Genomic DNA, 13,660 nt, shown 5'->3' with positions numbered 1-13,660 from the left:
CAGATAGGGCATGAACCCTACGCCCCCGACATCGCCTGATTCAAAGCTTGATATCGCCGCCGGTTTTGCCAGCGATATCGGCAAACGCGATGAAAATCAGGATTTCGCCGCCTTGTGCCTGGAAGATGGCCAGCGTCTTCACGGTGCCGTCGCAGCGCTGGCTGATGGCGTCGGGGGCCGCAAGGGCGGGCGCGTGGCGGCCGAGCTGTCGGTGCGCACCTTTATCGACGATTATCTCGGCCAGTCGGAGTTGTTGTCGCCGCGCAAGACGGCGGCGCGGGCGCTGGAGAGCATCAACTACTGGCTTTTCCGCGAAGGCCAGAAGAACGAAAACCTCAAAGGCATGTGCGCCGCCTTTACCGGCGTGGTGATCAAGGGCCGCCGCCTGCACAGTTTCCACGCCGGCGATACGCGACTCTATCGCCTGCGCGCGGGGCAGCTCGAACTCCTGACGCAGGACCACAAACCCGAAGGCGCCGACGGCAGTTCCTTCATTACGCGCGCGGTCGGGGCCGAAGAGGCCATCCGCATCGATTACGGCGCCCACGATATCTTCCCGCACGATCGCCTGATGCTGTGTTCTGACGGCGTGCATGGCTTCGTCAGCCAGACGCAGATCCTGGCCCTGCTCGATGCCCGCACCTCACCCGATGAGACGGCGCAGAAGCTGGTCAGCATGGCCCTGGCCCATGGCGGCGATGACAACGCTACGGCCATGGTGATCGATGTCATCGACCTGCCGCCGGCCACCATCGAAGACCTCAACCTCGCCATCGCCAAATTGCCGATGATTGAGCCGCCGCATACCGGCGAAACCATCGACGGCTTCCGCCTTGATCGCCAACTGGCCGATGGCATCTACAGCCGCGTTTTCCGCGCGCGTGATATGCGCGAATTCCGCACCGGCGTCAGCCCGCATGTCGTGCTGAAATTTCCCAAGCCCCACACCATCGGTTCGGAAAGCTCGGCGCGTTCGGCCTTCATGCGTGAGGCCTGGGTGGCCAGTCGCGTCCAGCACATGTGGATCGGCTCGGTGCTTGATATTGCGCCCGGCCGCCAAAGCTGCCTCTATGTCGCCCAGCCCTATTATGCCGGCGAGACCCTCGAACATCGCCTGTCACGCGCGCCGAAAATCCGGCTGGAGGAGGGCGTCGCCATCGCCACCAAGCTGGCCAAGGCGCTGGGATCGCTGCATCGCGCCGGCATCATCCACCGCGACGTCAAGCCGGAGAACATCATCCTGATGCCGGAGGGCGGTTTCAAGCTGGTCGATCTCGGCGTGGCGCGGATTCCCGGCATCGACAAGGACAGCCTGTTCGTGCCCGGCACGCCCAGCTACAAGGCGCCTGAGCTTTTTGACGGCAAGCCGGGGGATGAACGCTCGGATATCTTCGCCATGGGCGTGACGCTCTATCGCCTGTTTACCGGGGGGGCCTATCCGTTCGGCGAGATCGAAACCGGCCAGACGCCGAAATTCAGCAAGCCGGAGCTCCTGACCAGTCGTCGGGGTGATCTGCCGGCCTGGCTCGACAGCCTGATCCTGCAGGCGCTGGCGCCCAATCCGCAGGACCGCTTCCGGGATGGTTTCGAGATGGCTTTCAAGCTGGAAACCGGCGCCCATGGCGCGGAGCCGGACTTCTTCCGCAAACATTCGTGGCTCGGCCGCAATCAGATCGGCATCTGGCGCGGCGTCAGCCTGTTTCTGGCGCTGGTCATCGTGGCCATGCTGCTGACCTCACGCTATCATATCGTCCTGCCGCCCTGGGTGATGGACGCCTTGCGCTGGATCGCCCGCCCGAACGGCTAAACTGTCAGGCCGCACCCTCCTATCGAAAGCTTAAAGCTTGTTTGAGGTGGGGCGTTTTTCTTAAAAACCCAAGGTTTGCGCTAAATTGCGGCGCAGGCGCGACAGCACCTTACAAAAATGTAATAAACGGGGGAAAATTGCTGTGCTAACCCTGCCAACTGGTTTCATTTCCAATGATCCCGTAAGGCCTTCCCTGGGTCGCCTAGCCCTGGCCTTGCGCTTTGCTCCAACCCGGAAAATATCCTATGCGCTCAATGCTTTTTGCCGCCGGTCTGCTCCTCGCCTCGACCGCGCTCACCCCCGTCATGGCGCTGGCCGCCCCGCCTGCCGCCATTGTCGCAGACGCGCAAGCGCCGCAGGGCAAGCTGCCCGATGCCGCTGCCCCGCTGGCCTATCGTCTTGACCTGACCATTGTGCCTTCAAAGCCGCGCTTCTCCGGCCATGTCGAGATCGATGTCAATGTGAAGGCGGAAACCAAGTCGCTCTACCTGCATGGCCGCGACCTCAAGGTGTCGAAAGTGGTCGCCATGGTTGGCGACAAGGTGATCAGCGCCAAATATACCCAGGTCGATGATCTGGGCGTCGCGCGCCTCGATTTCGCCAAGGCCGTGCCTGCCGGCAAGATCACGCTGGTGTTCGATTACGATGCCCCCTTCACCAACGACGCCGCCGGTCTCTACCGCGTTCAGGTTGGTGGTGACTGGTACGTCTGGTCGCAGTTTGAATCGATCGACGCCCGCGCCGCCTTTCCGTCGTTCGATGAGCCGGGCTTCAAGACCCAGTTCCGCGTGAAAATCACCACTGAGCCCGGCCTGCTCGCGGTCAGCAACGCGCCACGTGATGGCGAGGTGACCGCCGGCAAGCTGGTGACCCATATCTTCTACCCGACCGAAAAACTGCCGACCTACCTGATGGCCTTCGTCGTCGGCCCGTTCGTCACAGCCGAGGGGGCGGTGCCGGCGAACCAGTTCCGTAATCATCCCCTGCCAATCCGCATCATCGCCACCAAGCCGAACGCCGATAAGCTGAAATACGCGCTCAATGAGACACCGGCCATCGTCAACCACCTCGAATCCTATTTCGGTCAGGGCTTCCCCTATCCGAAACTCGACCAGATCGCTTCGCCGATCATGCCGGGCGCCATGGAAAACGCTGGCGCCGACATCTACGGCGACAACATCCTGCTGCTGCCGGAAGGTGCCTCGACCACGCAGAAGCAGGAATTCGGCATGGTGGTGGCGCACGAACTGTCGCACCAGTGGTTCGGCGATTATGTCACCCCGGCCTGGTGGGATGATATCTGGCTCAATGAGAGCTTTGCCAACTGGATGGGCTACCGCATCGGCAACGAATGGCGCCCTGAGCTGAACATTGGTGTCGGCGCGGTCGAAGAGGGTTTCGATGCCATGGGCTCCGATGCGCTCAAGGTCGGTCGTCCGATTCACCAGCCGATCACCCGCAATGGCGATATCGACTCGGCGTTTGACGGCATCACCTATGGCAAGGGCGGGCAGGTCGTTTCGATGATCGCCGGCTATCTGGGTGACGAACGCTTCAAGGCCGGCGTCCGCCTGCACATGTCGCGTCATCCGCATGGCAATGCGACCTCGGAAGATTTCTTCGGTGCCCTGGCCGATGCGGCCCAAAATCCGAAAGTGCTCGATTCGATGAAGAGCTTCGTCGATCAGCAGGGCTTCCCGGTCATCGATTTCAGCCACAATGGCGGCTGGCTGGTGGCGACACAATCGCGCTATGCCCGCCTCGGCACCACCTTGCCCGAACAGACCTGGACCATCCCGCTGTGCATCCGTCGTGACGCCGATACCGGCTGTTTCATGCTGTCCGACAAGCAGGGCAATCTCGGCGTCGATAAGCCGGGCGCCTTCATGCCGAATGCCGGCGGCACCGGCTATTACCGCTTTAATCTGACGCTTGCGGACTGGGATGCCCTGCTCGCGACCGGCGACAAGCTTTCGGGCGCCGAGGGCATAGCCACCATCGACAGCCTGTGGGGCCAGTTCTACGCGGGCAAGCTGCCGGCTGCGGAGCTCATCAAGGCGGCACGCATCATGGTCAACAATAAGGATTCCAACGTGGCCGTCAGCGGGGGGGGCAACCTCTCCAACCTGCGCAGCCGAGGCATTATCGGTGAGGCGTCCCTGGCCGATTATCGCCGGGTCATGGATTCCATCTATGCGCCGCGTCTGGCCGCTCTGGGTTTTGATCCCAAGGCCAATGCCTATATCAACGATGATCCGGATACCTCCAAACTGCGCCAGAGCCTGGTCGGCATTGTGGCCGGCGATGCCCGTGATGCGGCGGTCCGCAAACAACTGCTCGACGCCGCCAACGCCTACCTGGCGGGTGACGACAAGGCGCTCGATCAGGCCTATCGTGGCCGCGCCCTGAGCGTCTATGTCGAGGAGGGCGGCCTGCCCGCCGCCAAGGCGATGCTGGAGCGTGCCCTCACCGCCAGCGACGAGACCATTCGTAGCGCCGCCATGCGCTCGGTCACCGCCGACGCCAAGCCGGAAACGGCGACCTGGATCTTCGGGATCCTCAGCGACAAGCGTCTGCGTAATCCGGACAAGACCGGCCTGATCGCCGGTCTGATGGGCAGCAACGACACGCGAGACATGGCCTATGATTGGTTGAAGGCCAACTATGACACCTTCTCGACCGGGGCGGGCATCTTCTCCGCCGGCCGCATCGCCTCCCTGCCGGGCCGCTATTGCTCGGCGGCCAAGGCGGACGAGGTCGATCAGATCATGCGTCCGAAGGTCAAGGCCGCCGGCCGCGGCGAACTATCCTTTGATCGTATGCTCGAAGGTATGCGCACCTGCAATGCGCTCAAGGACGCCAAGTCCGATGAGCTGGCGCAGTCGCTCAAAGCGGCGCAATAAGCGTTACAACGCATGTAGCTACGGCCCTCCGGTGCGAACCGGAGGGCTTTTTCATGCCTTGCCCTTCGGTCAACCCTGTGTCATTTCTCATTTCAAAGAGAGCAAAGGCTCCAGACGACATAACAGGGACGAACGCGCCCAAGGGGTTGAGACGACATGACAACGACATCAGGCGAAACAGGTCACAAAAAGCAAAGCCAAGAAAAACAGAGCATGTGGCTTGTGATCGGGGCTTCATCGCTGGGCACCATTTTTGAATGGTTCGACTTTTATATTTTCGGCACGTTGGCGGCCATTATGGGCACGCAGTTCTTCGAGGTTGAAGGCATCAACCCGACGACCTCCTTCATCTTCGCTCTGCTGGCCCTGGCGGCCGGCTTCGTGGTGCGGCCCTTCGGCGCCATGGTCTTTGGCGGCATGGGCGACAAAATCGGCCGCAAGCATACCTTTCTGGTCACCATGGTCATCATGGGGCTGTCGACCTTCCTCGTCGGCGTCCTGCCCAACTATGCCACCATCGGCATCGCCGCGCCGATCATCCTGATCGGTCTGCGCCTGGTGCAGGGCCTTGCCATGGGCGGCGAATATGGCGGCGCCGCCACCTATGTTGCTGAGCATTCTCCGGATAACAAACGCGGCCAGATGACGGCGTGGATTCAGACAACGGCCACGCTTGGCCTGCTGCTGGCGCTCGTCGCCATCGGCGTTACCCAGCACTATGTCAGCCCGGAAGACTTCAAGGCCTGGGGCTGGCGCCTGCCGTTCCTGTTCTCGATCGTCCTTCTGCTGGTCTCGATCTGGATTCGCATGAAGCTCAACGAAAGCCCGGTTTTCCAGGCCATGAAGGACGAAGGCCGGACGTCAAAATCCCCACTTAGGGAAGCCTTCCTCGAATGGCGCAATCTCAAGATCGTGCTGATCGCCCTGTTCGGTCTCGTGGCCGGTCAAGGCGTGGTGTGGTATACCGGCCAGTTCTATGCGCTGTTCTTCCTGCAGAAGATGCTGCACGTTGATCTCTCAACCTCGTACTGGCTGATCGGCGGGGCGCTGGCCATCGGCACGCCGTTCTTTATCTTTTTTGGCTGGCTGTCCGATCGCATCGGGCGCAAGCCGATCATTCTGGCCGGCCTTGTTCTGGCGGCGGCGGGCTATTTCCCGCTGTTCGGCGCCCTGACCGGCGCGGTCAGTCCGGCGCTCGAACAGGCGCAAAAAGCTTCGCCGGTGGTGGTGGTGGCCGATCAGGCCGCCTGCGCTGTCCAGTTCGATCCGGTCGGCAAGGCCAAGTTCCTGCAATCTTGCGATATCGCCAAGTCCTACCTCGCCAAGGGCGGTTTCAGCTACAGCAATGAAGCGGCCCCGGCCGGCGCTGTCGCTTCGGTGCGAATCGGTCAGACGGTCATCCCGTCCTTTGAGGGCAAGAACCTGACCGGCGCGGCGCTGAAAACCGCTCAGGCCGACTTCGTCAAGCAAGTGGGTGGCGCGCTCAAGGCGGCGGGCTATCCGACAAAGGCGGATAACGCCACGATCGACTATCCGAAGACTCTGGGCATCCTGACCCTGCTCGTCCTGCTCGTCACAATGGTCTATGCCCCGATGGCGGCGGCGCTCGTCGAAATGTTCCCGGCGCGCATCCGTTACAGCGCGATGTCCTTGCCCTATCACTTCGGAAATGGCTGGTTCGGTGGCCTGCTGCCCTTCATCACCTTCACCATCGTGGCGGCGACGGGCGGCATCTATGACGGCCTGTGGTATCCGGTCGGGATCGCGGCCTTCACGGTGGTCATTGGCCTGCTGTTCGTAAAGGACAATCGCCACCTCGATTTTAACAGGTAAGAGCTGTTAACTTCACGAAAACGTTGAAACAAAAGGCCCTCGGTCGATTGACCGGGGGCCTTTTTTTGGCCAAGGTTCGCCATCACGGGGCGAGGCAGGCTTTTTTCGCCCCAACAGTGCCACCTTGCATATCTCATTTCCTTCAAAAGGCGACACCCATGGCCGACGATTCCGTACCGCCCGTTCAGGCACCCGATCCCAACCCTTATGCCAATCCGAAAAACCCCAACAATCTGATCGAGCGCGTGCAGGCCATCCTGCTCAAGCCGACCGCGACCTGGGATGTGATCGAGCGTGAAACGACCGACGTCAAGACGCTTTACACCAGCTACATCCTGCCTTTGGCGGCCATCGGCCCGGTGGCCAGCGCCGTTGGCGGCGTGGTTTTCGGCATCGGTGCTTTCGGCATCTCCTACCATACGCCTTTGACCGCCGCGATCATCGGGGCCGTGGTGGGCTATGTGCTGTCTCTCGTCATGATCTATGTCGTAGCCCTGGTCATTGATGGTCTGGCTCCCAGCTTTAACGGCCAGAAAAATTTCATCCAGGCGCTCAAGCTCGCTGCCTATGCCTCGACCGCGACCTGGGTGGCCGGTATCTTCGGCCTGCTGCCCGCGCTCGGTGTTCTGGCGCTCCTCGCCTGGATCTATGGCATCTACCTCTTCTATCTTGGTATGCCGAAGCTGATGAAGAACCCGGCTGACAAGACCATCGTCTATATGATCGTGGTTGCGGTTATCTATTTCGTGCTGGGCCTGATCGCCAGCGCGATCATCGGCTCGATCACCGCTGCCGGCATGATGGGCGCAGGCGGTTTAGGCGCCTTTTCTTCTCACAACACGGTGGTCGCGCCCAATCTGAGCAAGGTGGAAGCCGCTGCTAATCAGATGGAAACAGCCGCGAACCAGATGGCCGCCCAGGCTTCGGCCATGGAAAATGGTCAGACGACGGTCAAGCTGGCGGATGCCGGCGCGCTTCTGGCGCTTCTGCCGCCGTCGCTCAATGGCGTGGCGCGCAGCGATGACCGTACCCAGGCCAATAATATGGGCGGCATGGCGGTCTCGACCGCCGAAGGCACCTACCGCATCGGCGATGGCTCGGTCCACGTCACCGTCACCGATATGGGCACCATGGCCGGTTTCGGCGCCATGGCGGCGGCGGTCAATATCAACACGTCGAGCAGCAGCGCCACCGGCTATGAAAAGGTCACGACGCAGAATGGCCAGATGGTCACCGAGGAATACGACACGCAATCGAAGCACGGCAAATACGCCGTGGTCTCCAATGGCCGCATCACGGTTGAAGCCGAAGGCGATAATGTCGACATGGCCACGCTGAAATCGGCGGTGGCGAGCATCGATCTAGGCCGCGCGCAGGCCCTGACGAAGTAATTTACGGCACAGGATCGGCCGGATCTTCCGGCAGGCCGAGGAAACGCCAGTACGCGTTATAAACGCCGTCACGGGTCAGGGTATTATGCTCTGATCCGTGCATGTGTATGAAAACCTTCGGTTCATTGGCCAAAGCGAACAACCGCTCGCCCTGAGCAAACGGCACGACCCTGTCCTTGTCGCCATGGGCGATCAGCACCGGCATATGGACGTCCTTTATTCGCTCACGGCTGAGGAACTTGTCCGTCATCAGAAACGACACCGGAATATACGGATAACGCTCTGCCCCGACATCGGATGTCGCCGTGAAAGGCGCTTCCAGTATCAGCGCGCGGGCGGGCCGCTGCGTCGCCAGCCAGGTGGCGACACCGGTGCCGAGCGAATGGCCGTGGATAACGATATCACTGTCCTTGAATCCCGTGGCTCGCAGCCAGTCATAGGCCGTCAGACCATCCGTCAAAAGGCCTTTTTCCGTAGGCGTACCGGTCGAACCGGAATAGCCGCGATAGGCGAGGGCTAGATAGCCGACGCCTTCCTTGTGCATGCGGATATAGCGCCATTTGCCCTTTTCCAGGCTGGCGGCATTGCCATGCAGGAAAAGGATCACCGGCATGCCGGGTTTCGGCGGCTCATACCAGGCTTGCAGGGCTTCCCCATCGGCCGTTTTTAGGCTGATATCCTCGATCTTCAGACCCTTGATATCAGGGGTTTCGTGCCCTTGAACCTGCATATAAAGCATATGCCGTTGGTTGATATAGAGATAGCCGATCACGCCCAAATAGGCCACGGCCATCAGTCCCGCCACAACCAGCAACAGGTTGCGAGCCAATTTAAGAATAGCCTGTTTGGTCAACATCACACCCCCACGGTTTCCGCAACTATTGAAAGGAATTATGCTTGGCGCAAGGTGATTTTTGTAAAACTAGTTTACATAACAAACTTGTTGATATAATTGCAGTCGGATTGAGGCATGGCGTCTCATCAAGGGAGGCTCTCATGGCTGAAAATGTAACTCTTAAGCGTTATCACGATCTCGATGCCGTCCGCGGATTGGCCCTGACGCTGGGGGTGGCCCTGCACGCCACCATGTCCTTTATCGAGCCGCGGATCTGGATCATCAAGGATATCCATCACGCCGACAGCCTGAGTCTGCTGTTCTACGTCATCCATATGTTCCGCATGACCACCTTCTTCGTCATGGCCGGCTTCTTCGCGCATATGATGGTGGGCAGGCGCGGTGTCTGGGGTTTCGCCGTCAATCGCCTGAAGCGTCTGGCCCTACCGCTCGTTGTCTTCTGGCCCATCGTCATCACCGCCATCGTCGCCATGATGATCATTGCCAACATGCCGCCACCGGGAACGCCTGCGCCGCCAGCCCCGCCACCGACGGCCTTTGACATCCACACCTTCCCGCTGACGCACCTGTGGTTTCTCTATGTGCTGCTGATCCTGTGCGCCGGCGCCATTGTCCTCAAGCTTACGGTCGATCTGCTCCATATCGGCAAGCCGCTGGGGCGCCTGGTCGATAGCGTGGTCGGCGCCCTGACCAAAAGCGACCTGATCAGTGTCGTGCTGTTCCTGCCGGTCGCCATCACCATGTATCTCAATCCGCAGGCGGCCCTGTGGTTCGGTATACCCACGCCTGATACCGGCCTGATCCCCAACCCCACCGCTGTGGCCGGCTTTACCATCTCCTTCGCCTTTGGCTGGTGCTTGCATCGCCGCGCCGACCTGCTGGCGCATTTCGCCCATCGCTTCTGGCTCTATCTGTTCAGCGCGGTTGTCGGCACGATCATCTGCCTTAACATGATTGGCAGCACACCGGTCCTGGTGCCGGTCAATGGCCGCGATCACCCGCTCTATATCCTGATCTATGGCCTCAGCGCTTGGTCGTGGGTGCTGGCCTTCATCGGCATGGCGCATCGCTTCATCAGGCGCGAAAGCCCGCTGCTGCGTCTGCTGTCGGATAGCTCCTACTGGGTCTATATCATCCATATCCCGGTGCTGCTGGTCTTCCAGTACGTCGTGAAGGACCTCGCCCTGCCGGCCGAAGCCAAATTCGCCATCGTCCTGTTCAGCACCCTGGCGATTGGCATTCTCAGCTATCAAATTATGGTACGCTACAGCTTCATCGGGGCGATTCTTAACGGCCGCCGCCGCAAGACGAAGCACGCGACCCAAGAAGGGGAGGCCACGGCATGACACCCGAGATGAGACATGACGACGACGACGCCTCCCAAAACCTCGCCTTCCTGAGGGCCCTCGTCAGCGAGGGACCGAAGACGCAAGGGGCGGCGGGCATCATCTTCCTGACCGCCGGATTGGCCTACGGAATCGATTGTCTGGCCTACTGGGCGCAGATGGCGTTTGATCTTCCCTCGTCCCCGCTGATCGGGCTGGTTCTCATCCTGTTCCCCATTGTTGTCTCCGTCCCCGTCATCATCTATGTGGGCTGGAAAGGCCGCAAGGGCGGACAGCAGGGCGTCGCCACGCGGGCGCTCAATGCCGCCTACGCCTCGGCCGGACTGGCCAATCTTGCCCTCGCCATCGTCTTTGGTTATGTGGCGAGCAGCCAGAAAAGCATGCTGATCTGGCTTCTCTATCCGGTGGTGATCTGCGCCTTTTTCGGCGCAGTCTGGTATGTCGCTTACATGATCCGGCGCAAACTTTGGCTGGCCTTCGTATCGGCCGGCTGGTTCGTCACCACGATGGCTCTGGGCCTGATGATCCGCCATACTGAGACCTATCTTCTCGTGCTTGGTGTGGCACTGATCCTTCTGATGGGCGGCGCCGGCTGGACCATGACGCACCTTAACCGCCAGCAGGAGTCAGGCACATGAGCGATAACAGCGCCGGCACCGGGCGGGATATTCAGGCCGATCTGGCCTTCGTCAAGGCACTCGTCACCGAAGGCAGCCGGGCGCAGATTTCAGGCGGGGCCCTCTATCTCGCCGGCGGCGTGTGCTATGGGCTGCAATGCCTGGCCCAATGGGCGCATCTGGTCGGCATCGTCAATCTGGGCCTGTGGGGCAATCTGATCGCCGGCTTTTTGCCCTCGATCGTTTTTCTGGCCGTGATGGGCGTCATCCTGTGGCGTGATCGCAAGGTGCCGAAAAATGGTGTGGCCACACGCGCGCTCAATGCCGCCTTCAGCAGCGCCGGACTGGCCAATCTGTTCATGGTCGGGGTATTTGCCTATGTCGCCATCACCGAAAAAAGCATGCTGATCTGGTTGCTGTACCCGATCACGGTCTGCGCTTTTCAGGGAGCGGTCTGGTATACGGCCTACATGATCCGCAAGCAGATCTGGCTGGCGGTCATATCCGCCGGCTGGTTCGTCACCACCCTGACCCTGGGCTTCCTCCTCGGCACCCCGCACTACGTGCTGGTGCTGGGCCTGGCCCTGTCCGTTATCATGGGAGGGGGCGGCTGGTACATGATGACACAGGCGCGTAAGTAACCATGGCTGCTTTTGATATTAATAAGCTGGATGACGCCATCCACGGACGCCTGCGTCTGGGGATCATGGCCTATCTGATGGACGCCGAAGCCGCCGATTTCAACGAGCTGAAGGCGGTGCTGGAGGCGACCCAGGGCAATCTGTCGGTCCATCTGCGCAAGCTGGAAGAGGCGGGCTATGTCGAGATCGTCAAGAGCTTTCAGGGCCGCAAACCCCTGACACGCGCTCACATCACTTTGGCTGGTCGCAAGGCCTTCGCCAACTATCTCGATGCCTTGTCCAATCTGGTTTCCAAGCGTTAGAACATGCGTTTTGCGCAATGCCCGTAGATCTAAAGCGTTCGCGAAGGCCCGCATTTGGATTGTCCGACCCTGCCGATCTTGCTAAGAGGGGCGCGCGTACCATATGGAATGACTATGACCTTAAGCCCCCCTCTCGATATCAACAGCCGCGCCGAAATTCTGGCTACCGGCGCGCGCGTGATGCGCATCGAAGGCGAGGCCCTGCTACTGTTTGCCGGTTCCCTTTCGGAAGCGTTCGTGCGGGCGGTCGAGATCCTTTACGCCGCCAAGGGCCGCGTCATCATCTCCGGCATGGGCAAGTCGGGCCATATCGGCGCCAAGATCACCGCGACGCTCGCCTCCACCGGCACGCCAGCGCAGTTCGTCCACCCCGCCGAAGCCTCGCACGGCGACCTCGGCATGATCACCGCCGATGACGTGGTGGTGGTGCTGTCCAACTCCGGCGAAACCTCGGAACTTTCGGACATCATCGCCCATACCCGCCGCTTTGGCATCCCCCTGATCGGTGTGGCATCGCGCCCCGATTCGACCCTGCTCAAGGCGGCCGATATCGCGCTGGTCCTGCCCGCCGCGCCGGAAGCCTGCGCCATCGGCATGGCGCCTACCACGAGCACGACCATGACCCTGGCGCTGGGCGATGCCCTGGCCGTGGCCATCATGGAAAAGCGCGGCTTCAAGCCGACCGATTTCAAGACCTTCCACCCCGGCGGCAAGCTCGGCGCGCAGTTGCTGCGCGTCGATCAACTGATGCACAAGGGCGATGCCCTGCCGCTGATCGGCGAACTGACGCCGATGAGCGACGCCCTGCTGGAAATGACCGCCAAGAGCTTCGGCGTGGTCGGCGTCACCGATGCCAATGGCAAGCTGGCCGGCATCATTACCGACGGCGACCTGCGCCGCAATATGACCGGCCTGATGGAGAAGACCGCGAAACAGGTCATGCACGCCGGCCCGCGCACCATCCGTCCTGAAGCTCTCGCCGCCGAGGCGCTTGGCATCATGAACGACAAGAAGATCACCTGCCTGTTCGCGGTCGATGAGAGCCACGCGCCGGTCGGCCTGATCCATATCCACGATTGCCTGCGTGCGGGAGTTGCTTAAGTGAAGACCATCATACTGATCCCCGCGCGCTATGCTTCGACGCGCTATCCCGGCAAGCCGCTGGTCATGCTGACCGGCAAGGATGGCGTGCCGAAATCGCTGATCCAGCGCTCCTGGGAAGCCGCCAAGGGCGTGGTGGATGTCGCCTCGGTCTATGTCTGCACCGATGATGACCGCATCAAGGATGCTGCTGAGGCCTTCGGCGCTAGCGTGATCATGACGGCGGAATCCTGCGCCAACGGCACCGAACGCTGCGCCGACGCGCTGCAGCACCTGAGCGAATCTGCCGATCTCTATATCAATTTACAGGGCGATGCGCCGCTCACCCCGGCCTGGTTCGTCGAAGACCTGATCCGTGCCATGAAGGCCGACCCGTCGGTGCAGATGGCCACGCCGGTCCTGCGCTGCGACGCCCAGACCCACGCCAACTTCGTCGAGGATCGCCTGAATGGTCGCGTCGGTGGCACCACGGCGGTGTTCGACAAAAACCTCAACGCGCTCTACTTCTCCAAGGAAGTCATTCCCTATACCGGCAAGACGTTTGGCGAGGGCGACACCATCCCGGTCTTCCACCATGTCGGCGTCTACGGCTACCGCGAGCAGGCGCTGAAGAGCTATTCGAGCTGGCCGGTCGGCCCGCTGGAAACCTGGGAAGGCCTTGAGCAACTGCGTTTTCTGGAAAACGGCATGCCGATACGCTGTGTCGAGGTCGACGGCCGCGGTCGCGTGTTCTGGGAACTGAACAACCCCGTCGATGTCGCCCGCATCGAACAAGTGATTTAGAGGGGAAAGCTCCTCAGCCGTGCGGGGGCGCTTGGCCCTGTCGGCCGCGATTTCCCTTAAACCCCCTCGCCCCGTTTACG

Annotated in this window: 11 protein-coding genes; 10 read left to right on the top strand and 1 reads right to left on the bottom strand. The window is 61.0% G+C overall.

All coding sequences use genetic code 11. The features are described from left to right. The first annotated feature begins 10 nt into the window (after window positions 1-10). From B060_RS0103800 to B060_RS23835, 4 genes are all read left to right on the top strand, one after another. The gene (locus B060_RS0103800; RefSeq protein ID WP_018080424.1) at window positions 11-1,807 is read left to right on the top strand and encodes a bifunctional protein-serine/threonine kinase/phosphatase; all 1,797 of its coding nucleotides are present in this window, start codon (window positions 11-13) and stop codon (window positions 1,805-1,807) included. Between the two features lie 245 nt (window positions 1,808-2,052). Next, window positions 2,053-4,710 (top strand): M1 family metallopeptidase, encoded by a 2,658-nt coding sequence (locus tag B060_RS0103795; protein WP_026172576.1) that lies wholly within the window; start codon window positions 2,053-2,055, stop codon window positions 4,708-4,710. Window positions 4,711-4,923: 213 nt separating this feature from the next. Continuing rightward, window positions 4,924-6,543, top strand: coding sequence for an MFS transporter (locus tag B060_RS0103790; RefSeq protein WP_236621630.1), 1,620 nt, complete (start codon window positions 4,924-4,926; stop codon window positions 6,541-6,543). A gap of 158 nt (window positions 6,544-6,701) precedes the next feature. Continuing rightward, on the top strand, window positions 6,702-7,934 hold the full coding sequence (locus B060_RS23835; protein ID WP_018080421.1) for a Yip1 family protein: 1,233 nt from the start codon (window positions 6,702-6,704) through the stop codon (window positions 7,932-7,934). Between the two features lies 1 nt (window position 7,935). On the opposite strand, the gene B060_RS0103780 is transcribed toward B060_RS23835, so the two are convergent. Then, the gene (locus tag B060_RS0103780; protein ID WP_018080420.1) at window positions 7,936-8,790 is read right to left on the bottom strand and encodes an alpha/beta hydrolase; all 855 of its coding nucleotides are present in this window, start codon (window positions 8,788-8,790) and stop codon (window positions 7,936-7,938) included. Window positions 8,791-8,930: 140 nt separating this feature from the next. On the opposite strand from B060_RS0103780, the gene B060_RS0103775 reads away from it, so the two are divergent. The 6 genes from B060_RS0103775 to B060_RS0103750 all read left to right on the top strand — a co-directional run bounded on the left by B060_RS0103775 (window position 8,931) and on the right by B060_RS0103750 (window position 13,580). Further along, window positions 8,931-10,136 carry an acyltransferase family protein gene (locus B060_RS0103775; RefSeq protein ID WP_018080419.1) on the top strand — a complete coding sequence of 402 codons (1,206 nt, stop codon included), beginning with the start codon at window positions 8,931-8,933 and terminating at the stop codon, window positions 10,134-10,136. Next, on the top strand, window positions 10,133-10,774 hold the full coding sequence (locus B060_RS0103770; RefSeq protein WP_018080418.1) for a hypothetical protein: 642 nt from the start codon (window positions 10,133-10,135) through the stop codon (window positions 10,772-10,774). The genes B060_RS0103775 and B060_RS0103770 overlap by 4 nt, the downstream gene beginning before the upstream one ends. Beyond that, window positions 10,771-11,394 carry a hypothetical protein gene (locus B060_RS0103765; protein ID WP_018080417.1) on the top strand — a complete coding sequence of 208 codons (624 nt, stop codon included), beginning with the start codon at window positions 10,771-10,773 and terminating at the stop codon, window positions 11,392-11,394. The genes B060_RS0103770 and B060_RS0103765 overlap by 4 nt, the downstream gene beginning before the upstream one ends. Window positions 11,395-11,396: 2 nt before the next feature. Then, window positions 11,397-11,696: a winged helix-turn-helix domain-containing protein gene (locus tag B060_RS0103760; protein WP_018080416.1), complete on the top strand. Its 300-nt coding sequence runs from the start codon at window positions 11,397-11,399 to the stop codon at window positions 11,694-11,696. Between the two features lie 114 nt (window positions 11,697-11,810). Next, a complete protein-coding gene (locus B060_RS0103755) occupies window positions 11,811-12,797 on the top strand; it encodes a KpsF/GutQ family sugar-phosphate isomerase (RefSeq protein ID WP_018080415.1) in 987 nt (328 codons plus the stop codon). Next, window positions 12,798-13,580: a 3-deoxy-manno-octulosonate cytidylyltransferase gene (locus B060_RS0103750; RefSeq protein WP_018080414.1), complete on the top strand. Its 783-nt coding sequence runs from the start codon at window positions 12,798-12,800 to the stop codon at window positions 13,578-13,580. Window positions 13,581-13,660: the final 80 nt, after the last annotated feature.

This window comes from Asticcacaulis benevestitus DSM 16100 = ATCC BAA-896 (assembly GCF_000376105.1).
GTDB lineage: Bacteria > Pseudomonadota > Alphaproteobacteria > Caulobacterales > Caulobacteraceae > Asticcacaulis > Asticcacaulis benevestitus.
Note: the sequence above shows the minus strand (reverse complement) of the source record. Positions and strands in the feature narration are given on the sequence as shown.